Genomic DNA, 19,771 nt, shown 5'->3' with positions numbered 1-19,771 from the left:
CCCGTAGTAGTTGCCCACCAAGCTACGCGTACTCAAGGTCGCCGGGCGACGTGGCAACAGGGCCAAAAAACCCTCCAGCAGTACATTCTCCAGATGCGGTCGCGCAAAACCGCCGTCGGCGTAATAACCACGGGCGTCATCGTCCAGCCAGGTCAATATGCTTTCTTGCAGCTCACCCGGATGCTTGATGGCGTCAAACAATGCGGGCCAGCTGGCATACTCCAACAAGGGTTCAGGGGCAAAAGGCCGGTACAGGATAAAGGGCCCTGTCTGGATATTCAGCGAGCCGAAGACAAACATGTTCGCCGCCGTATCAACTCTGGCCCCTTCATAGGCGTAAAAGCCCAGGGGCCGCACGCACACATAGTCATGGCTGACCGACCGTTGCGCGTCGTGGCGCATGACCTGGGTGACCACATGCAAGCCCTGCGGGGTAAAACCGGCTTGCCCCCTGATTTTTTCTCCAGGGCCAACAGCGGCAATTGAATTCTCAGTTGGGCCGCATATAACGCCTCGCGCTGCATGACTTGCTTGTCGTCGTCCACCAGGTAACCCTTGAGTAGCGCGATATAGCCCACTCCCACATCCAGCTCATCCACAAGGCTTTTCACGTAGCCACTGGTCAACCAGTCAGGTACTGGGGCGCCTGTGCGATCCTTGACCGCGATCAGGCCGACTGGCCAGCCGCCTCTGTAGCCAAGGACAAACTCGACAAAAGACAGCACATCGTCGCTGAAAACAGGCAGCTGCAAGTTTTCGACCCCCACGTCATGTATCTCAATGTGCGAGATATCGAGGCCTGACCGCGGATGATCGCGCTCGATGCGTTGCCTGATCATTTTCTCGGCGTACACCGGCAATGCATCAATACCGTCCAGAAAGGTGCGGCCCCGGGTCTGGCGCTGCCAGATCACTTCTGCGCTCATCAACCTGCTGTAGTCCAATTGATCCACGGAGCTGGCCTGCTTGAGCCACTCGGGCAATACGGAGATCACATTCTCCAGGTGCGGGCGTTCCTGCTCGCTGAAAAACGGGAACATCGCAGCCGCTTCGTCCAGCACCTGCTCCAGTCGCCCGACGCTCCATTTGCCTGCCTGAGCGGCTTGCCCCACACGCACCATGTTGCGCAACTGCTGGTCGAGCAAGGTGCGGGCCAGGCCGGTGATAAAGTCCCCCTCGGGCTCATGCAGACTCCAGCTCAACAACCGAACGGGGGCAACCTGCAACACACGAGTCAGCATGCAGGTAGCGAACGCCTGTACCGAGCTGAAGGACTCAACCCCGTGCTCCAGTGAATAACCGAGCACAATCAGGTGATCGGGCATTTGCCGGGTGATCAGCACCACACCCGGCAGTTGAAAGCGCCGCCGAACGTTGTTCTCTGTACCGTCGATATTGACCAGATAGGCGTGCACCGGGGTTTCGAGGGTTCCTCTGGCCCGATTGTCCCTGTCAGGGAAGGATGCAACCACCGCCAGCACGACTGCCTGATCGGCAGGCAAGGCAGGCACGCGGTTTTGCATCAGGGCGGCACCCCCCAGGGCCATCCGTAACACTTCGCTCAACCATTGAAGCGGGGCCAATGAGCCGTTTTGCCTGTCACTCCAGAATTCGGCCAGCGCCTGTTGATAGGCCGCAATCAATAACCCCGAATGGTCGTTGATGATGCTTTGCAGCTCCGCCATGTTCACCGCCAATGGATGCGCAGACAGTTCGTTTTTATCGACGCTCAGGCGGTGAACCCCCTGGATAAGCACCACCGGCGTTGAGTCGATAAAGCACTGAATCATCACATCCGCAACGGCCATGAAACGATAGCGCCTGGGCATGCCCGGTGAGTTCTCATGGCTCAATGGTTCAGCGATAGCGAGCTGCGTAAAATCCACGTTCAGGGCCGGGTATTTATCCTGTAGCGCTTGCTTGAACCAGCTGGCAACGACACCTTGAAACGTCGGGCGCAGGGCAAAACTGTGACCCGCAAAGCTACTCAGGGCCGAGTAGCGGATCATGGCATCAGGGGTGGTCGAAAGTGTTTTCATGACAGTTCATCGCGTTGAATTAGACGAGGGTTACGCCCGCGAGAGGCAGAACCGGATCGGCTGATTAAACGCAATGAATCCGCATTACAGGCGGTATCTGGATATGTACAGAATCAGGCACTGGTGCGCCGGCGCTGGACGAAACGACCGACGTAGTCATCTGCCGGAGCCTGCAGAATCTCTTGCGGGCTGCCGACCTGGATCAACTGCCCGTCCTTGAGTACGGCAATACGATTGCCAATGCGCAACGCTTCGTCCAGGTCATGGGTGATAAACACGATGGTTTTTTGCAAAGTGCGCTGCAATTCCAGCAACTGATCTTGCATCTCTGCACGGATCAAAGGATCCAGGGCACTGAAAGCTTCGTCCATCAGGATGATGTCGGTGTCGGTGGCCAATGCCCGTGCCAGGCCGACGCGCTGACGCATGCCGCCCGACAGTTGATGAATGAACACCTGCTCGTAACCTTGCAGGCCGACCACGGAAATCCAGTGGAGGGCCCGCTGCTGGCATTGCGCAACACTCTCGCCCCGGACTTTCAGGCCATAGGCGACGTTATCCAGTACGTTGCGGTGAGGCAGCAGGCCAAAATTCTGAAACACCATGCTGATCTTGTGCCGACGAAAATGGCGCAAGGCAGGCATGTCGTAATCCAGGATGTCTTCTCCGTCGACCAGGATCTGACCACTGCTGGGGTCGATCAGCCGATTGAGATGACGCACCAGCGTGGACTTGCCTGACCCGGACAAGCCCATGATGACGAAAACCTCTCCCGCCCTGATCGATAGCGAAATGTCATTGATGCCCACCACACAGCCTGTTTCGGCCAGCACTTGGTCTTTACTCTTGCCCGCGCGGATCATCGCCAGCACGGCTTTTTCGCGATTGCCGAACACCTTGTAAACGTTGCGTATTTCTATTTTGTTGACGGTCATTTCTGATCCCCATGCCGAGGTCGGCCATAAGCCTGGGTAATGCGGTCGATGACCACCGCCAGAATCACGATAGCCAGCCCGGCTTCCAGCCCTTTACCGACGTTGAGGGTCTGAATGCCTACCAGCACGTCTTCGCCAAGACCGCGTGCACCGATCATCGAGGCAATCACCACCATCGACAGGGCCATCATGGTGGTCTGGTTGATACCGGCCATGATGCTGGGCATGGCCAGCGGCAATTGCACACCGAACAACTGTTGCATCGGCGTGGCACCAAAGGCATTGATCGCCTCCATCACCTCGCGGTCGACCTGGCGCAGGCCCAGATCGGTCAGACGGATCAGCGGTGGTACGGCATAAATCACAGTGGCAAAAATCGCTGGCACCTTGCCCAGGCCAAACAGCATCAGCACCGGGATCAGGTACACGAAGCTGGGCATGGTTTGCATGATATCCAGCAGCGGCATCAGCACCGAACGCAGACGGTTGCTGCGGGCGGCCAGAATCCCCAGCGGGATGCCCAGCAGCACAGCAATCACTGTGGCCACCAGCATCAGCGCCAGGGTCTGCATCAGCTTGTCCCACAGGCCAACAGCACCTACCAGGAACAACAGGCCGACAATCAGCAAGGTGCTGAAAATTTTGCGCGTGGCATGCCAGGCAATGGCGCCGACGATGATCAGCATCAGCCACCACGGGGTCAGGCGCAGCAGGTTTTCGAGGTGGATGATGGCCCACAGCAGCGTGTCGGAGATGTGCCGAAACACATCGCCGTAGTTGCTCACCAGCGCATCAACGCCATCATTGACCCATCCTGCGATGGAAAACGTCAGATTTTCAGGAAACATGCGGTGCTCTTGTTCAAGGAATTAATTCGCTTTAAGCGCCGCATCGACCTTGGCCGCCGCTTCAGGAGTAACCCAGGCATGCCAGATCTGCGGTTGCTCGCGCAAAAAGGCCTGCGCCGCCTTACTCGGTTCGGTGCGTTTTTCGCTCATTTGCGCCAGGGTTGTGTTCAGCAGATCGATCGGGAAATCGACCTTCTGGTAGAACTCGACCAGTTGCGGGTATTGCTTGCTGAACGGGGTCGACACGCCGATCGCCAGTTTCGCCGGCAAGGAGCGGGTGCCCTTGGGGTTGGGATTGTTGGCGTCGGCCAGGGTTTTCCAGGCTTCGGCATCGAAGGCAGGCTCTTCGAGTTTTATCAGTTTGTAGCGGCCAATCAGCGGGGTTGGAGACCAGTAGTAAAACAACACCGGTTTGCCACGCTTGATCGATGAGCTGACCTCGGCATCCAGCGCCGCGCCGGAGCCTGTACGAAAGTTCACGAAGTCCTTGTCCAGCCCGTAGGCCTTGAGCTTTTGGCTGTTGACGATTTCAGAGGTCCAGCCGGTAGGGCTATTTAGAAAGCGACCGCGAGAAGGGTCTTCCTGATCGCGGAAAACATCTTTGTAGCGTGCCAGATCGTTGACCGACTTCAAGTCCGGGGCCAGTGCCTTGATGCCTTTTTCAGGGTCGCCCTTGATCACATACTCCGGCACCCACCAGCCCTCGCTGGCGTTCTTGACGATATCGCCCAGCCCCAGCACCTTGCCCTCGGCTTCGGCCTTGATCCACACCGGGCTGCGCCCTGCCCACTCTTCACCAATCACTTGAATATCGTTTTTGGCCAGTGCTGCTTCCAGACTGACTGTGCTGCCGGGCAATGTGTCCGTCGCCACGTCGTAGCCTTTCTCTGTAATCAGGCGCAGCACTTCGGTAATCAGGCTGCCGCTTTCCCAGGTGATATCACCAAAGTGAACCGGTGCCTTCTGCTCGGCCAGCACCGGTTGGGTGATCAATGCACAGGCCAGCAGCGGACCACCGAGCCATTTTTTCAAGTTATTCATGCGGATTCTCTTGTTATGGAGGGGCGGTAGGTGGGTTGCGCGGTGGCGTGCATGGCGCAACGCTTGAGGGCGCGAACCATGTAGTCACTCACGCTGCGCCGGGATATGCCCAGCTGTTGTGCGATTTCGGGATACGTCAGGCCATTGACCCGTGATAGAACGAAGGTTTCCCTTACCTTGTCGGGCAAACCATCGAGCCGGGCATCAATCATCTGCAAGGCTTGAATTGCCTGGGCCAGGGTCTCTGGCGAGGGGAAATGAAGGGGTTCTTGTTGTTGCACGCTCATCAGATAGGCCCGTTCCACATCCCGGCGACGCCACAGTTGAAAGATCAGACGCCGGGCGATAGTCGTCAACAACGCACGCGGCTCGCGGATGACCAGCCCCTGCGGTGCGCTTAAAAGCTGGGCAAACGTATCGGCCGCGATGTCTTCAGCGTAGCTGCTGGAATCGAGGTAACGGCACAAACGTGCATGCAGCCACAAATAGTGGGTGCGATAAAGCTGGCTCACATGGTCGCGGTGAGCGATGTCGGCGCCGGACATAGGGGCTCCAGGAATTAAACAGAACGGTATGTCCGGTGATCCGGTGCGGCGATCCTAGCAAATGGTTTTATGCAATTTAAATACTAAAAAAACATTTGTTTATTCGTTTCAGCTATTAAGTATGGCTCCACTACTGCAACACGTCATACCCGAACTCAGCCGCTTCCTGCCGATAATCGAGAACCATCTGATAATCCGCTTCACTGGCTGGTAAAACTTCCCGCAGCCCCAAGGTTAGAGCTACTTCGGGTAATTGCTCCAAGGCCGTATTCATTGCCTGGCGAATCTGCCCTGCGCCGTCACGTCCGGCACTGAGCGCAGTGATGTAAGGCAAGGTCGGGCTGGAGGCCGTACGCGCCACAATCCGCAGCCCGGCAACTTCTGCCGGCGCATAGCGGGCCAGGTAGGCATAGGTCACGCTGTCGATGGCGGCAAGGTCGGCACAACCTTCGCGCACCCAGCGCAGGCTTTGCCGGTGCGCGCCGCTGACGGCCACGGAGGCAAAAAAGCGCCCACCGCGCTGCAGGGGCGCAAGGCGATGGCGCAATAGATTCATGCCGCTGTTGGAGTGCTGATCATTGATCACCCCGCGGCTGCCCGCGAAAGCGCCCAGATCGCGGCGCGGATCTGCATCACGGCTGACAATCACACTGCAATGCTCCCCCCCATGGCTGTCGGGCCATTCGTAATGCGGGCGACCGACCAATTGCACCTGACCGCGCAACTGGGTCAACAGCGGATAACCACAGGTCTGGCTCAGCAACAACTCGGGGGCCCTGAACAACTCCAGCAGGCCAAGGCCCCGGGCATCGCCACGGGTATGCTGCAAAAGCTCGAGAACACGGGTCAACCAGCGTTCATTGGCTTCGCTGACCTGCTGGGGGGCTACATACATTGCCAATTCGGCATAACGGCCAGACATGGAAGGCACCTTGTGAAATTAACTGAACGGATGCTGCGGGCTATCAATCGCCTGCACCGCGTGACGGCGAATCAGTTCACCGTAGCCTTGCACCAGAAAACCGCCGCTGCGCTGCTGCCACTGCTCTCGTCGCGCACGGTAGACCCTGGGCATGTAAAACCACGGCAAACCCGGTAAATCATGGTGCACCAGATGCAAGTTGAGGTTCAGGAACAGCCAGGTCCAGGGCCAACCGGCTTCATTGAGTACCGTTCGCTGTTCCGGCCGGACTGCGGGACGGTGCTCATAAAAGGAACGAACCATGCCCACTGACAAAACCGGCACGGTAACCAGAAATACATACTGCCAAACAGCCAGTTCGCTGCAGTACGCGATAAAGGCAAACATCAGCATCGTGAAAAAACCGTGGGTCAGCCACATGCACCAGGCTTTCCGCTCGCCGCTGCGCAGGCGATGCAACTCCTCCCTGGCCATGCCAAACAATGCCAGGGGCGGGCCCAGCAGCAGGCGTCCGGGCACCGTTTTGTTCAGCCAGAGCAAACCACGCAGCAGACTGGAACTGCCCTGCCAGTGAGCCTGGCTTAAATAGCGGCTTTCGGGGTCAATGCCGGGCAAGGTCAGGTCATGATCGCGGTGATGCTGCAAATGGCTGTCGCGATAGAGGGTATAGGGGTACCACAGCGCAAAAGGTGCGTAGCCCAGCACCTTGTTAAGGTTGCTGGAACCTGTGGGGTGGCCGTGCAGCAGTTCGTGCTGCACCGACATCCACAGCACCACCACCGGGATCAGCAGCACAATCGTCCAGCCAGCGCCAAGCACCGGGCTGCCCAGCAGCAACGCAAACCAGGCGGTGGGAACGGCAAGCAGCAATAACCAGGTAGGCCACTGGGTTCGACCGGTGAAGGTACGGGACAAGGCCTGGATGTCCCGTTGTTGGGCGCTATCGAAATAATGCGACATCTGATGAACTCAAAACAGGTTTGAATCCTTGTTGCGCCAGTCGCAGTTTTCTTGCAGATCGATTGGTTATGAGCTTAGAGGTGTTTGCGTACGGGTCGAAAAGCAAACCCCGGAAACGCAAAAAGCAGCCCGAAGGCTGCTTTCTGTGTGTTTTTTGAAACTGCGTTGCTCCAAAAAACAAAATTTGGAGCGGGAAACGAGACTCGAACTCGCGACCCCGACCTTGGCAAGGTCGTGCTCTACCAACTGAGCTATTCCCGCAATAATGGCGTCCCCTAGGGGACTCGAACCCCTGTTACCGCCGTGAAAGGGCGGTGTCCTAGGCCACTAGACGAAGGGGACGTTGCCCGAAATGTACACGTACATTTCAGTGCCAGATCACTAACAAACGTTAGTCTCTTGGCTTTCACTCAACTTCGCCCGAAAGCAAAGTTGCTTAAAAATGGAGCGGGAAACGAGACTCGAACTCGCGACCCCGACCTTGGCAAGGTCGTGCTCTACCAACTGAGCTATTCCCGCAATAATGGCGTCCCCTAGGGGACTCGAACCCCTGTTACCGCCGTGAAAGGGCGGTGTCCTAGGCCACTAGACGAAGGGGACGTTGCCCGAAATGCACACGTACATTTCAGTGCCAGATCACTAACAAACGTTAGTCTCTTGGCTTTCACTCAACTTCGCCCGAAAGCAAAGCTGCTTAAAAATGGAGCGGGAAACGAGACTCGAACTCGCGACCCCGACCTTGGCAAGGTCGTGCTCTACCAACTGAGCTATTCCCGCAATGGCGTCCCCTAGGGGACTCGAACCCCTGTTACCGCCGTGAAAGGGCGGTGTCCTAGGCCACTAGACGAAGGGGACACACTACAACTTCACTGGTTACATGCGTTTGGCTGTTCGCTTTACGCTGCAATTGGCGCGCATTCTAGGGATGGATTGGAAGGTCGTCAACCCCAATATGAAAATATATTGAAATCAATGACTTCCCCCCTATTAAGGCGTTTTCCTACAGAGTCTCGAGGCAAGCTCTTGGCGCCTATATTCCGGCACCCTACAAGGAGTTATGATTGCCGGACCTCAGTGATGGCAGTTTGCTGCCCAGTCGATCCTCACCCCCGTCCTAGCCAGGCACTGCGACTTCACCGAGACAGCGCATCTACACCCACAAGAGGTTTTAACGTTGACGCCCACCATGATCGCCCTGCTTGTCGTCGTCGGGATCGCACTGTTGATTGCCATCGTCTACATCAACCATATAGTGGAAAACAACAAACTGGAGAAAGCCCGCCTCAAGGTCGAGCTTAACGACCGCATCCGTCGTTGCAGCGAGGTCAACGAGACCTTCCCCGGCCAGTTGATGTCTCCCGCCCTCAAACTGCTGCTTACCCGCCTTGAGCTCAATGCGACACAGCGCCTGTTGCTCCTGGATAAATCCAGCGCGGCATTAAAGGCACAAGTGACCGAGCTCGGCGGCCTGATTGCCAAGGGCGAGTCAATTCCTGTCAACAACCCGCCCAACCCGGTGCTGACCGAAGCCAAAGCCAAGGACGTACGTTTTTTGCTTGAAACACTCCACGGGCAAATCACCCGTGCGGCCAAGGACGGTTTTTTGCCGACCAACGAAGCCAAGCAGTGGCTCACGGAAATTCGCCACTTGCTGGTGGTGTTGCATATCGAGTTCTTCAACAATCTGGGCAAGCTGGCCCTGCAGAAAAATCAGCCCGCACAGGCGCGCCTGGCTTTCGAACGTGCCGTACAGTACTTGCGCAAACAGCCGGTACCCGCCATGTACAACGCCCAGATCAAGGATTTCGAAGCACAACTGGCACGCGCCAACGCACAAGTGCAGAGCGCACTTGAGCCGACCACGGGTGAAGTCAACGAGCTGACTGAAGGTTTGAAGACAGACGAGGCCGATGCCGACTGGAAGAAGAAGTCGATTTACGACTGACAGACACATGCCACCTGTGCAGCTGTCGGAGGAACCAGGGAATGCGATGTAAAGCCCAGGACGGGCCAGAGGGGTAAAACATATAAAGGCAGCCCTTGGGCTGCCTTTATATTTGACGTCAGGCTACCGGATTGATTGGCTTTTCCGGGTACCACACGTCCAACAGCGGGCTAACTTCAACGGTGGTCAGCTCTGGACGCGCTTTGAGCCAGGCTTCAACAGCAGCACGCTGCTCTTCGCTGACCGAACCGCGCTTCTGCAGGCAAACCAGACCGTAGTCGTCGCCGCCAACATAACCCAAGCCGTTAGCTTCCATGGCTTCTGCCAGGAAAGCTGCCAGGAATGCATCGATAGCCTCTTCCGACAGGTCTTCTTTGAAATCCAGGTTCAGCTCAAAACCCAACTCCTGAAATTCATCAACGCACAGTTTTTTGCGCAGACGCTGGGAACGATTAGTAGCCATTGAACAATCCTCTTAAGTAATAACGGGCGGCACTTTAGCAGCTTCGGCCGCCCGGCGCCCGGTTCCGTGTGAACGGTTCATCGTTTTCTATACTTTATCCGCGAAACCCTGTAACAGGTGGATGCACAACCCCGACAACCTTGGGGCATAATGCCAATACTTTTATGACCATTGAGGGAACTTTTCATCATGCCCTCGTATTTCCCCCCCTCGCCTGCAGGGTTTTACTTAATATGATCAAATCTTTACGGCCACTGTTTCTCGCCAGCTTTTTTCTGCCACTGGCCTTCGGCGCCAACGCCGCCCCTGTCAATACCACCCTCACACCAAAAGTTCAGCAAGCGCTCAAGACCAACAAACTGGGCGACGACGCCCTGTCCCTGGTTCTGCTGCCGTTAAGCGGCCCTGGCATTCCCACTGTCTACAACGCCGATGTATCCATGAACCCGGCCTCCACCATGAAACTGGTGACCACCTACGCCGCCCTGGAAATGCTTGGCCCGACCCATCAATGGAAAACCGAGTTCTACACTGATGGCACGCTGAACAATGGCATTTTGCAAGGCAACCTGTACCTCAAGGGCGGCGGCGACCCCAAGCTCAACATGGAAAAACTCTGGCTGTTGATGCGCGATCTGCGCGCCAATGGTGTGCAACAGATCACCGGCGACCTGGTACTCGATCGCAACTTCTTCAATCAGCCGCAACTGCCGGTATTCAACGACGACGGCAATGACAAGAACAAACCGTTCCTGGTCAAGCCCGACTCGCTGATGGTCAACCTCAAGGCCCTGCGTTTCGTGGCGCGCAACGATGGGGGCAAGGTTCTGATTTCGGTCGAACCACCAATTGCCAGCATCAAGATCGACAACCAGGTCAAGGCCGTCAACACCAAACAATGCACCGGCGACGTGCGCTACAACCCGGTACCGCAAGCCGACGGCTCGGTACTGGTCACCGTCAGCGGGCAACTGGCCGATGGCTGCAACTCGCAGACCTATCTGTCCCTGCTGGACCACGCGACCTACACTGCTGGCGCCGTACGCGCTATCTGGAAAGAGCTGGGTGGCAGCATTCAAGGCCAGGACCGCCAGGCCAGCGTACCCAAAAATGCCAAGCTGCTGGCACGCGCGTTCTCGCCAGACCTGGCCGAAATCATTCGTGACATCAACAAATACAGCAACAACACCATGGCCCAGCAACTGTTCCTGAGCCTGGGCGCGCAGTTCCGCAACGATGCTGACGGTGACGACGCCAAGGCCGCACAGCGCGTAGTACGCCAATGGCTGGCGAAAAAAGGCATTACCGCACCCCATTTGATCATGGAGAACGGTTCCGGCCTGTCCCGTGCAGAGCGCGTCAGCGCGCGGGAAATGGCGCAAATGCTACAGGCTGCCTGGAAAAGCCCCTACGCTGCCGAGTTCATCAGTTCCATGCCCATTGCCGGCAAAGACGGCACCATGCGCAAGCGCCTGAAAACCACGGCCATGAACGGCCAGGCCCATATCAAGACCGGCACCCTGAACACCGTGCGGGCCATTTCCGGCTTTAGTCGCGACAGCAACGGCAATACCTGGGCAGTGGTGGCCATCCTTAACGACCCTCGTCCGTGGGGCGCTTCGGCGATTCTGGATCAGGTTCTGCTCGACCTGTATCGTCAGCCGCAAATCCCGAATAGCGCGGTATCCATCGCGCAGTAAGGCGTTGCCCGGGCAATAAAAAACGCCCCTGATCGTGCGATCAGGGGCGTTTTTCATTGTGGGAGCGAGCCTGCTCGCGAAGCAGGCGACCCGCTCAGGCGCAAAACTGCGGTGATGCCATCGCGAGCAGGCTCGCTCCCACTACAGGCCCACCCCTGCAAGAAGCAGGCAGGCCAGTACTCAGCCGCTATTACCGGGCCATGATTTTCCAGGCACGGTGGATTTTGCTGTTGCGGGCAAAGTCCGGATCGATGGTGCTGGCAGTGATTTCTTCGACCGCGTAACGCGCTTCCAGATTTTCATCGAGGATGAATTTGCGGAAGTTGTTGGAGAAATACAGCACGCCACCCGGCGCCAGACGGGCCATGGCCAGATCCAGCAATTGCACGTGGTCGCGCTGCACATCGAAGATGCCTTCCATGCGCTTGGAGTTGGAGAAGGTCGGCGGATCGATAAAGATCAGGTCGTACTCTTCACGACAGGCATCCAGCCACACCATCACATCGCTCTGCTCCAGACGGTTCTTGTCCGAAAAACCGTTCAGGGACAGGTTGCGACGCGCCCAGTCCAGATAGGTTTTCGACAGGTCAACGCTGGTGGTGCTGCGCGCGCCGCCCTTGGCTGCGTGTACGCTGGCAGTTGCGGTGTAGCAATACAGGTTGAGGAAGCGTTTGCCGGCAGCCTCTTTCTGGATACGCATGCGCATCGGGCGATGGTCCAGGAACAGACCGGTATCCAGGTAGTCCGTAAGGTTGACCAGCAGCTTCACACCGCCTTCGCTGACCTCGGTGAACTTGCCCTGGGCACTTTGACGCTCGTACTGCTTGGTACCGCTCTGGCGCTCGCGACGCTTGACGATTACCCGGCTCTTGTCGATGTTCAACGCCTGCGGGATGGCCGCCAATGCATCGAACATGCGTTCCGAGGCTTTTACCGGATCAATGGATTTCGGTGCCACGTATTCCTGGACGTGAACCCAGTCGTGGTATAGATCGATCGCCATCGCATATTCAGGCATGTCGGCATCGTAGACACGGTAGCAGTCGATACCTTCGCGCTTGACCCACTTGCCCAGCGCCTTGAGGTTCTTTTGCAGTCGGTTGGCAAACATCTGCCCGCCTTCGCTCAAGCGCGGCTGCTCGATCACCACCGGAGCCGGTTTGATCGGGTTACCGTTCTTGTTGAACTTCTCGTACTTGGTTGGCGCTTCGATGTTGGAAGGCAGATCGGACTCAGCCTGTTCGCGCTCAGCCTGACGCTGCTCGGGGGTACGGCGCTCGCCGGTAACGAACTGATCCGGCACCACCTTGATCAACAACAGCTTGCACGGCAAGGCGCCGTTCCAGAACGAATACTGCTTGTGGCTACGGATGCCCATACGCTTGCCCAGATCCGGAGCACCGGTAAACACCGCGGCCTCCCAGTTCAAGCAGGCCTGGCGCAGACGCTCGCCGAGGTTCTGGTAGAGATAAAGCAAGCTCGCCTCATCACCCAGACGCTCGCCGTACGGCGGGTTGCAGATTACCAGGCCTTTCTGGTTCTGGTCCGGGCGCGGCTCGAAGGTCGCCACTTCGCCCTGGTAGATCTTGATCCAGTGGCTCAGGCCCGCGCGCTCGATGTTATTGCGCGCTGGCTGGATCAGGCGCGGATCGGCTTCATAGCCACGAATCCACAGCGGTGGCTTGGCCATGCCGATTTCGGCACGCTCGGTGGCTTCGTCGTGAAGTTTTTTCCAGATGGCCGGTATATGACCCAGCCAGGCATCGAAACCCCAGTGAATACGATTGAGGTTTGGCGCCATATCGGCGGCGATCATCGCGCCTTCGACAAGGAACGTACCTACACCACACATCGGGTCAGCCAGAGCAGCACCTTCGGCGGCCATACGTGGCCAGCCCGCACGGATCAGGATGGCCGCCGCGAGGTTTTCCTTCAGCGGAGCAGCACCCTGCTGCAGGCGGTAGCCGCGCTGGTGCAGGCTGCTGCCTGACAGATCCAGCGACAGAATGGCTTCGCCACGGTCCAGGCGCAGGTGAATGCGCATGTCGGGGCTGATCTTGTCGATGGAAGGACGCTCACCGCTTGGCGTGCGCAGCTTGTCGACGATGGCGTCTTTTACCTTCAACGCACCAAAGTGGGTGTTGTCGATACCCGAGCCGTGACCGCTGAACTCAACGGCCAGGGTGCCATCCGGCACCATATGGTCTTGCCAGTCAACGTCCAGCACACCGTGGTACAGGTCTTCGGCGTCCTTCATCGGGAAGCGCTTGAGTACCAGCAACACACGGTTGGCAAGGCGCGACCACAGGCACAGGCGGTAGGCCGTCTCCATGGTAGCCATGCCTCGAATGGCCGAGGTGTGCTCGCGGGCTTCCTCAAGACCAAGGCCGGTGGCCTCTTCGAGAAGCAGGCCTTCAAGGCCTTTGGGACAGGTAAGGAAGAGTTCGTAACGATCCGACATGGGATTCCTGGGCTATTAGCTATCAGCGAGAAGGCGACGCATCGCCCGCTCCGTTTTCAATCAAGCGCTTTTCTTGAAGAGCGCTCGCGTGGCACGAAACTGTGCCGTTCCACCGAGGCGATCACTCATGCCCGCAGGCATGAACAGTTTAGACGCCGAGGCAGGTCATTCATCTGGAAACAACAGGTCATATACAGACCCTTCGTCGAATAGTCCCCCAGCAAAAGAGGCGGGTATTCGCGACGGGGAATGAAACGCATCCTCTTTGCAAACACTCGGCCTATCAGGCTTTGGTCGTATTCAGTGGTCAAAAAGCGACCTTACTTATGGCCTTAACACCATTATCGTTACGTCCTTATGACAAAACGATCATTCACACGCCTTGGCGCATTGGTTAGAACTCAACTCAGGTTACGGCCGCACAGGCCCTGACAAAATGCTCGCCACGCCGGCAGCGAGCACACCAACGGCAGAACACTCTGCCCCGGCCTCTGGAAGGCCGACGCTAAATAAACAGTCAACAAGTGAGGGCAATACCCTATGAGAAGACTTAAGCGTGATCCGTTGGAAAAAGCGTTCCTTCGCGGATATCAATACGGTGTTAACGGAAAATCCCGCGAGCTTTGCCCTTTTACTCTACCGTCGGTACGCCAAGCCTGGATTAACGGCTGGCGTGAAGGACGCGGCGACAACTGGGACGGTATGACAGGCACTGCGGGCATCCACAGACTCAACGAACTTCACGCCGTCGGCTAACTCCGGGCAAAATCCGACATCACCTCGAAGCTGTACTGACTCAACCTTGCCGCCCTTTCCAGGCGGCGGGCTACGGCCCAAGGGCTCCTTAGGGGAGCCCTTTTTATTACCTGCCAATCAGCGCGCCAAGGCAGATATGGCGTCAACCGACTCGCGAATCAAGGCCGGGCCCTTGTAGATAAAGCCCGAATAAATCTGCACCAGGCTCGCACCCGCAGTGATTTTTTCAGCTGCGTGTTTGCCCTCGGTAATCCCGCCCGCAGCGATGATCGGCATACGACCTGCCAGCTCACCGGCCAGTACTGACACCGTGTGAGTGCTTTTCTCACGAACCGGTGCTCCAGACAGTCCACCCGCCTCGTCGCCATGCTCCATACCTTCAACACCTGTACGACTCAGCGTGGTGTTGGTGGCAATCACTGCGTCCATACCCGTCTCAAGCAGCGCCTGAGCCACAAGCACGGTTTCTTCGTCTGTCATGTCAGGGGCGATCTTGATCGCCAGCGGTACGCGCTTGCCGTGGCGCTGAGTCAGCTCGTTCTGACGCAGCTGCAGGGCCTCGAGCAATTGCTTGAGCGAATCACCGAATTGCAGGCTGCGCAAACCCGGCGTGTTAGGCGAGCTGACGTTTACAGTCACGTAGCTGGCGTGCTCATACACCTTGTCCAGGCAAATCAGGTAATCATCGACCGCTCGCTCAACCGGCGTATCGAAGTTCTTGCCAATGTTGATACCCAGGATACCGCTGTACCTGGCTGCCTGAACCCGTGCAAGCAGGTGATCGACGCCAAGGTTGTTGAACCCCATGCGGTTGATGATCGCTTGCGCTTCAGGCAGTCGGAAAATACGGGGTTTGGGATTGCCCGGCTGAGGTCGCGGCGTCACGGTGCCGATCTCAACGAAGCCAAAACCCAGTTGTGCAAAGCCATCAATGGCCGCACCATTTTTGTCCAGACCTGCGGCCAGGCCGACCGGGTTAGGGAAGTCCAGCCCCATCACCGTCACTGGCAGCCTTGCCGGCGCCTTGCACAACAAACCGTTAAGCCCGAGACGGCCACCTGCGCCGATCAAGTCCAGGGACAGGTCGTGGGAGGTTTCAGGGGAGAGTTTGAAGAGCAACTGGCGGGCCAGGTTATACATGGGCTGATAGGACTCAAAGGGTTGCTTGAAGAGAGCGCGATTATAGCTGCGCGCTTCACTAAATCACAGGCAAAGAAAAACCCGGCCTGAGCCGGGTTTTTCTGAACAGCCTAGCTAAAAATTACTTAGCTTCTGCTTGAACGGTAGCTTCTACGCGACGGTTCAGGGCACGGCCTTCTTCAGTTGCGTTGCTTGCAACTGGGTTGGCTTCGCCGTGGCCAACTGCGTCTACGCGGTTGGCTGCAACACCTTGGTTAACCAGGGCTGCACGAACAGCGTCAGCACGACGCTGCGACAGTTTCTGGTTGTAGGCGTCTGGACCGATGCTGTCAGTGTAACCAGCAACAGTAGTGGTGGTCGCAGGGTACTGCTTCATGAAATCAGCAACGTTGTTGATGTCAGGCATGTACTGCGATTTAACAACCGACTTGTCGAAGTCGAATTTCACGTCAAGTTCAACGCGAACAACTTCAGCGATCGGAGCTTCTGGCTCTGGCTCAACTGGTGCTGGAGCTGGAACTGGAGCAGGAGCGACTTTACCGCCGTTACCGCCGAAGTTCACACCCAGACCAACGGTAGGAGCGTAGTCCCACCTGCCGTTGTCCAGTTTGTAGTCAGCTTCAACGCCAGCACGGGCGAACAGGTTGTCAGTGATGTACCACTTAACACCAGCGCCTGCAGTCAGGAAAGTCGACTTGTCGCGACCGCTGTGGCCGTCAGCCTCAACGTTGGTCATGCTCTTGTGAGCAACACCGCCGGAAACGTATGGACGCAGAGCGTCGCCTACGGTGCCGAAGTGGTACTGAGCGTTCAGACCAAAGTTGTCGCCTTTGATTTTCTGGTGGCCAGTGCCGTCATTCGAACGGGTGTGGTTGGTTTTGTCGTAGGTCAGGTTCAACGAAACGTCGTCGGTCAGGAAGTAACCGATCGATGCGCCTGGGTTGTAACCGTCTTCTACGTGCTTGACGCTGTCGTTGTACTGTTTTTTGTAGAACAGTTCACCCTCGACCGCGCCTTGGCCTTGTGCCAGGGCACCGAACGAAGTTGCGGCTACAAAGGAACCAATGGCAATGCCCAAGGTGTTTTTCAGTTTCATCCGTTAAATCCCCATCTGGTGATTGTAAAGCAGTCCCTCATACCGGGGGACAACTCGGCAGCAAGTCTATCAGACCTTGCCTACACGTAGAGCCATTTGCGCTGAACTAAGTTTCAGCAATGCCTGCAAATTTCTCACGCAATTTATCTAGAGCGCGCTTGTAACGCATCTTTGTCGCACTCAAACCCATATGCATTATGTCCGCGATTTCCTGAAATTCCAGTTCTGCGACAAAACGCAGCACAAGAATCTCACGATCAATCGGATTTACATGCACCAGCCAGCGATCAAGTCCGCCCTTTTCCTCAGGTTTCGGCGCCTTTTCTTCGGACGCTTCCTCGAGGGGGTCAATACTTAATGCGTCCATCAAGCGACGCTTTCGCCGTTCCTTTCGATACTGTGTAATGCACTCGTTGTAGGTGATGCTATACAGCCATGTCTTGAATTTCGACTTGCCTTCAAAATTTTTCAAACCGTACAGCACTTTCAGCATGACTTCCTGACAGACATCATCAGCGTCCCTATCGTTCCCTAAATACCTTGAACAAACGTTGAACAAAGTACGCTGATAGCGCCGCATCAGCTCTTCATAGGCACGTGTCACGTGAAACAACTCATCATGCGAGCGCGCCACCAGCTCCTCATCAGAGAGCTCGCGGGGGTCATAGCGCATGGATAGCGATTGTGCTTTATTCAAAACGAGTTGTGCCAACAGTCAGGTCAATGTCCGCCGCAACCAGTCAATCTTGGCTTTTTTGCGGCGGCGTACATTAGCAGGGTTTGCCGTGTTAGCGGCTGGTTACGTGCTGCTCCAGCAAGATCCGGTTCGAGATGGAGACTAGCTCACCCTCATCGGTCAGCAACGTGGTTTTAACCGTGCCAATTTCTTCGATCTGCCCTTCAACCTCGCCAATCCGCACTTCCTGACCAACCTGATACAGCTCACGCACATAGATCCCGGCCAGTATTTGCCCGGCGATTTCCCGGCTGCCCAGCCCCATTGCCAGTGCAATAGCCAGACCAACGGTAATCAACACAATAACAATCACATGGTTTAGCAGGTCGGTCTTGACCTCCAGCTGGCTGATAGCCACGGAGATGCTGATGATGATGACCAGCCCCTGGGTCACCCTGCCCAGCCCGCCGGCATAATCGAAGCCCACGCTCTCGGCAGCGCCACGCACCAGGCCGTTGAGCACCTGGGCCAGCAACACGCCTGCCAGCAGAACCAGCAGCGCACCAAAGACCTTGGGCAGATACACCGTCAACAGATCCAGCGCGGATGACACACGATCCAGGCCCAGAGACTGCGCTGCAGAAACCAGGAATACCAGCAGCACAAACCAGTAGACGATTTTGCCAATCAGCGTCGAAATGGGCACCTGAATCCCGACCCGGGCCAGAATCTTGGTCAAGCCCGTACCGCCCATCAGGCGATCAAGGCCCAACTTGGCAAGCAGTTTGGACAGCAAGGCGTCGAGCAGTTTGGCAACCACGAAGCCGAGCAGTACTACCACCAACGCGCCGAAGAGGTTGGGAATAAAGTTGGCAATCTTGGTCCACAAGGCAGTCATTGCCGCGACCAGGCTTTGGGTCCAGACATTCAATTCCATGTTCAATCAGCCTTATCAACAGGGCGAGCAGCAGATTTGCGTCGCGAAACGGGCGCAATATGAGCCGAACCGCTATTCAAAGCAATCATCAGTGCTTGCATCCAGCGGCCCAGCAGGCTGAAAAGGTCTCCCGCACCGACCTGTCGGTTGGCGGTTTTCAGCACGCGACCCAGGCACGCATCGTCATCCCGGTTGGACGGCTCGGCCTTGAGCATTTCACGTAAGGACTGTTCAAACGGATCGTGCATAAGCACCTCTCGGTAAGTCAGTAAATGACGAAGGGACATTTGCCGGGGTCACATTCACCCGGTCACAGCCACTGCAAACGACGGTAAAACCACCATTGCCCCGCCCCGATAACCAGCATCACGCCGCAGGTTATGGCAAAGCCATAAGAGTCATCGGAGAACGGTACGCCCCCCACATTGATGCCCAGCAAACCGGTAATAAAGGTGATCGGCAGAAAGATCCCCGTCAGCACGCCAAAGCGATACATGATGCGGCTCATACGCACGTTCAAACGCCGGTCTTCAGACTCGAGCACCAGCCCCACGCGCTCGCGGGTCAGTTCGAGCTCCTCCAGATAGCGGGTCAGGCTGTTGTTCAGTTCGTTCCAGTAGTCGGCATCATCGGCACTGAACCAGGGTAATTTGATACGCGTAAGCTGACCGAAAATATCCCGCTGAGGTGCCAGGAATCGACGCAAGGCGGCTGCCCTTCGACGAACCTGCAAGAGGCTGTTGTGATCAGGTGTGTACCGTTCGTCGGCATCTATTTTATCTTCTTCGTCATCGACGATTTCTGACAGTTCGCCGATCAAGTCCTGCACCTTCAATGTCAGGTGCTGGGCCAGGTACAGGATCAATTCAGAGGGATTTTTCGGGCCTTCACCCTGGGAAAACTCACTGAGCAACTCATCGGTGGCCCGCAATGGTCGCATGCGCAATGAGATCAAGCGCTGCGCACTGCCGAAAATACGCAGTGAAACCATGTCTTCAGGCTCTGCGCCGGGGTTCAGGTTGACCCCGCGCATAAACAGCAGCAGCTCATTGTTGGGGGCAGGCACCAGGCGCGGACGGGTATTTTCTTCAAGCAGCAGATCACAGTTGAAATCACTCAAGCCACTGGAATCACGCAGCCAGCTCTGGGTTTGCGGATGACTGCGATCCCAATGCAGCCAGAGGCTTTCGTGGGCCTGCAACTGAAGGTCGTTCAGCTCGGTGCGCGCAATCGAACGTGCGCCGCCTTCACCATCCAGCACCAGCGCATGCACCAGCCCCCATTGAGCGTTTTCTTCCTCGAACATC

Annotated in this window: 18 protein-coding genes and 6 tRNA genes; 3 read left to right on the top strand and 21 right to left on the bottom strand. The window is 56.8% G+C overall.

Features of this window, described 5'->3' with window-relative positions:
• Positions 1 to 278: 278 nt before the first annotated feature.
• The 13 genes from GHO42_RS25300 to GHO42_RS25240 form a co-directional block, all read right to left on the bottom strand.
• On the bottom strand, positions 279 to 2,039 hold the full coding sequence (locus GHO42_RS25300) for a hypothetical protein (protein WP_153327734.1): 1,761 nt from the start codon (positions 2,037 to 2,039) through the stop codon (positions 279 to 281).
• A gap of 113 nt (positions 2,040 to 2,152) precedes the next feature.
• On the bottom strand, positions 2,153 to 2,974 hold the full coding sequence (locus GHO42_RS25295; RefSeq protein ID WP_095019631.1) for a glycine betaine/L-proline ABC transporter ATP-binding protein: 822 nt from the start codon (positions 2,972 to 2,974) through the stop codon (positions 2,153 to 2,155).
• Positions 2,971 to 3,822, bottom strand: a complete 852-nt coding sequence (locus GHO42_RS25290; RefSeq protein ID WP_095003135.1) for a proline/glycine betaine ABC transporter permease — start codon at positions 3,820 to 3,822, stop codon at positions 2,971 to 2,973. The genes GHO42_RS25295 and GHO42_RS25290 overlap by 4 nt, the downstream gene beginning before the upstream one ends.
• Before the next feature lie 21 nt (positions 3,823 to 3,843).
• Complete coding sequence (locus GHO42_RS25285) at positions 3,844 to 4,863, bottom strand: ABC transporter substrate-binding protein (RefSeq protein ID WP_095019630.1); 1,020 nt, start codon at positions 4,861 to 4,863, stop codon at positions 3,844 to 3,846.
• Positions 4,860 to 5,408, bottom strand: a complete 549-nt coding sequence (locus tag GHO42_RS25280) for a sigma-70 family RNA polymerase sigma factor (RefSeq protein WP_153327732.1) — start codon at positions 5,406 to 5,408, stop codon at positions 4,860 to 4,862. The genes GHO42_RS25285 and GHO42_RS25280 overlap by 4 nt, the downstream gene beginning before the upstream one ends.
• A gap of 130 nt (positions 5,409 to 5,538) precedes the next feature.
• The gene (locus GHO42_RS25275; RefSeq protein WP_153327730.1) at positions 5,539 to 6,330 is read right to left on the bottom strand and encodes a phosphate/phosphite/phosphonate ABC transporter substrate-binding protein; all 792 of its coding nucleotides are present in this window, start codon (positions 6,328 to 6,330) and stop codon (positions 5,539 to 5,541) included.
• An 18-nt stretch (positions 6,331 to 6,348) separates the two neighbouring features.
• Complete coding sequence (locus GHO42_RS25270; protein WP_153327728.1) at positions 6,349 to 7,290, bottom strand: fatty acid desaturase; 942 nt, start codon at positions 7,288 to 7,290, stop codon at positions 6,349 to 6,351.
• A 185-nt stretch (positions 7,291 to 7,475) separates the two neighbouring features.
• Positions 7,476 to 7,551: transfer RNA gene (locus GHO42_RS25265), tRNA-Gly, on the bottom strand.
• A gap of 5 nt (positions 7,552 to 7,556) precedes the next feature.
• Positions 7,557 to 7,632, bottom strand: a tRNA-Glu gene (locus GHO42_RS25260).
• Between the two features lie 101 nt (positions 7,633 to 7,733).
• Positions 7,734 to 7,809, bottom strand: a tRNA-Gly gene (locus tag GHO42_RS25255).
• A gap of 5 nt (positions 7,810 to 7,814) precedes the next feature.
• Positions 7,815 to 7,890: transfer RNA gene (locus GHO42_RS25250), tRNA-Glu, on the bottom strand.
• A gap of 101 nt (positions 7,891 to 7,991) precedes the next feature.
• Positions 7,992 to 8,067, bottom strand: a tRNA-Gly gene (locus tag GHO42_RS25245).
• 2 nt (positions 8,068 to 8,069) lie between these two features.
• Positions 8,070 to 8,145, bottom strand: a tRNA-Glu gene (locus GHO42_RS25240).
• 331 nt (positions 8,146 to 8,476) lie between these two features.
• Here GHO42_RS25240 and GHO42_RS25235 point away from each other — a divergent pair.
• Entirely contained in the window at positions 8,477 to 9,235 is a 759-nt protein-coding gene (locus tag GHO42_RS25235) for a hypothetical protein (RefSeq protein ID WP_095003130.1), read from the top strand.
• Positions 9,236 to 9,353: 118 nt separating this feature from the next.
• Here the strand turns inward: GHO42_RS25235 and GHO42_RS25230 are convergent, their stop codons facing one another.
• Entirely contained in the window at positions 9,354 to 9,698 is a 345-nt protein-coding gene (locus tag GHO42_RS25230) for a YggL family protein (RefSeq protein ID WP_095003129.1), read from the bottom strand.
• Between the two features lie 233 nt (positions 9,699 to 9,931).
• Between GHO42_RS25230 and dacB the strand changes: the two genes are divergently transcribed.
• The gene (gene dacB / locus GHO42_RS25225) at positions 9,932 to 11,398 is read left to right on the top strand and encodes a D-alanyl-D-alanine carboxypeptidase/D-alanyl-D-alanine-endopeptidase (protein ID WP_095003128.1); all 1,467 of its coding nucleotides are present in this window, start codon (positions 9,932 to 9,934) and stop codon (positions 11,396 to 11,398) included.
• A gap of 190 nt (positions 11,399 to 11,588) precedes the next feature.
• Here dacB and rlmKL read toward each other — a convergent pair whose 3' ends face one another.
• Positions 11,589 to 13,859 (bottom strand): bifunctional 23S rRNA (guanine(2069)-N(7))-methyltransferase RlmK/23S rRNA (guanine(2445)-N(2))-methyltransferase RlmL, encoded by a 2,271-nt coding sequence (rlmKL, locus tag GHO42_RS25220; protein WP_095019627.1) that lies wholly within the window; start codon positions 13,857 to 13,859, stop codon positions 11,589 to 11,591.
• A gap of 540 nt (positions 13,860 to 14,399) precedes the next feature.
• Here rlmKL and rmf point away from each other — a divergent pair.
• Positions 14,400 to 14,615: a ribosome modulation factor gene (gene rmf, locus GHO42_RS25215; RefSeq protein WP_095003125.1), complete on the top strand. Its 216-nt coding sequence runs from the start codon at positions 14,400 to 14,402 to the stop codon at positions 14,613 to 14,615.
• Between the two features lie 117 nt (positions 14,616 to 14,732).
• On the opposite strand, the gene GHO42_RS25210 is transcribed toward rmf, so the two are convergent.
• From GHO42_RS25210 to GHO42_RS25185, 6 genes are all read right to left on the bottom strand, one after another.
• Complete coding sequence (locus GHO42_RS25210) at positions 14,733 to 15,755, bottom strand: quinone-dependent dihydroorotate dehydrogenase (protein WP_095003124.1); 1,023 nt, start codon at positions 15,753 to 15,755, stop codon at positions 14,733 to 14,735.
• Positions 15,756 to 15,876: 121 nt separating this feature from the next.
• A complete protein-coding gene (locus GHO42_RS25205; RefSeq protein ID WP_153328266.1) occupies positions 15,877 to 16,851 on the bottom strand; it encodes an OmpA family protein in 975 nt (324 codons plus the stop codon).
• A gap of 106 nt (positions 16,852 to 16,957) precedes the next feature.
• Positions 16,958 to 17,548, bottom strand: a complete 591-nt coding sequence (sigX, locus tag GHO42_RS25200; RefSeq protein WP_029611289.1) for an RNA polymerase sigma factor SigX — start codon at positions 17,546 to 17,548, stop codon at positions 16,958 to 16,960.
• A gap of 91 nt (positions 17,549 to 17,639) precedes the next feature.
• Entirely contained in the window at positions 17,640 to 18,464 is an 825-nt protein-coding gene (locus GHO42_RS25195; RefSeq protein ID WP_095003122.1) for a mechanosensitive ion channel domain-containing protein, read from the bottom strand.
• Positions 18,465 to 18,466: 2 nt separating this feature from the next.
• On the bottom strand, positions 18,467 to 18,712 hold the full coding sequence (locus tag GHO42_RS25190) for a CrfX protein (protein WP_095003121.1): 246 nt from the start codon (positions 18,710 to 18,712) through the stop codon (positions 18,467 to 18,469).
• A gap of 62 nt (positions 18,713 to 18,774) precedes the next feature.
• Complete coding sequence (locus tag GHO42_RS25185) at positions 18,775 to 19,770, bottom strand: CorA family divalent cation transporter (RefSeq protein ID WP_095021009.1); 996 nt, start codon at positions 19,768 to 19,770, stop codon at positions 18,775 to 18,777.
• Position 19,771: the final 1 nt, after the last annotated feature.

Origin of the sequence: Pseudomonas sp. FSL R10-0056 (assembly GCF_009600105.1) — a bacterium.
Lineage (GTDB): Bacteria > Pseudomonadota > Gammaproteobacteria > Pseudomonadales > Pseudomonadaceae > Aquipseudomonas > Aquipseudomonas bubulae.
The sequence above is the reverse complement of the archived record's forward strand: the minus strand, read 5'-3'. Positions and strand labels throughout refer to the sequence as shown.

What these genes read in the sequence shown, in the direction of transcription:
- GHO42_RS25300 (WP_153327734.1), bottom strand. Translation starts at nt 2,039, where the DNA reads ATGAAAACACTTTCGACCACCCCTGATGCCATGATCCGCTACTCGGCC.
- GHO42_RS25295 (WP_095019631.1), bottom strand. Translation starts at nt 2,974, where the DNA reads ATGACCGTCAACAAAATAGAAATACGCAACGTTTACAAGGTGTTCGGC.
- GHO42_RS25290 (WP_095003135.1), bottom strand. Translation starts at nt 3,822, where the DNA reads ATGTTTCCTGAAAATCTGACGTTTTCCATCGCAGGATGGGTCAATGAT.
- GHO42_RS25285 (WP_095019630.1), bottom strand. Translation starts at nt 4,863, where the DNA reads ATGAATAACTTGAAAAAATGGCTCGGTGGTCCGCTGCTGGCCTGTGCA.
- GHO42_RS25280 (WP_153327732.1), bottom strand. Translation starts at nt 5,408, where the DNA reads ATGTCCGGCGCCGACATCGCTCACCGCGACCATGTGAGCCAGCTTTAT.
- GHO42_RS25275 (WP_153327730.1), bottom strand. Translation starts at nt 6,330, where the DNA reads ATGTCTGGCCGTTATGCCGAATTGGCAATGTATGTAGCCCCCCAGCAG.
- GHO42_RS25270 (WP_153327728.1), bottom strand. Translation starts at nt 7,290, where the DNA reads ATGTCGCATTATTTCGATAGCGCCCAACAACGGGACATCCAGGCCTTG.
- GHO42_RS25235 (WP_095003130.1), top strand. Translation starts at nt 8,477, where the DNA reads ATGATCGCCCTGCTTGTCGTCGTCGGGATCGCACTGTTGATTGCCATC.
- GHO42_RS25230 (WP_095003129.1), bottom strand. Translation starts at nt 9,698, where the DNA reads ATGGCTACTAATCGTTCCCAGCGTCTGCGCAAAAAACTGTGCGTTGAT.
- dacB (WP_095003128.1), top strand. Translation starts at nt 9,932, where the DNA reads ATGATCAAATCTTTACGGCCACTGTTTCTCGCCAGCTTTTTTCTGCCA.
- rlmKL (WP_095019627.1), bottom strand. Translation starts at nt 13,859, where the DNA reads ATGTCGGATCGTTACGAACTCTTCCTTACCTGTCCCAAAGGCCTTGAA.
- rmf (WP_095003125.1), top strand. Translation starts at nt 14,400, where the DNA reads ATGAGAAGACTTAAGCGTGATCCGTTGGAAAAAGCGTTCCTTCGCGGA.
- GHO42_RS25210 (WP_095003124.1), bottom strand. Translation starts at nt 15,755, where the DNA reads ATGTATAACCTGGCCCGCCAGTTGCTCTTCAAACTCTCCCCTGAAACC.
- GHO42_RS25205 (WP_153328266.1), bottom strand. Translation starts at nt 16,851, where the DNA reads ATGAAACTGAAAAACACCTTGGGCATTGCCATTGGTTCCTTTGTAGCC.
- GHO42_RS25195 (WP_095003122.1), bottom strand. Translation starts at nt 18,464, where the DNA reads ATGGAATTGAATGTCTGGACCCAAAGCCTGGTCGCGGCAATGACTGCC.
- GHO42_RS25190 (WP_095003121.1), bottom strand. Translation starts at nt 18,712, where the DNA reads ATGCACGATCCGTTTGAACAGTCCTTACGTGAAATGCTCAAGGCCGAG.
- GHO42_RS25185 (WP_095021009.1), bottom strand. Translation starts at nt 19,770, where the DNA reads ATGTTCGAGGAAGAAAACGCTCAATGGGGGCTGGTGCATGCGCTGGTG.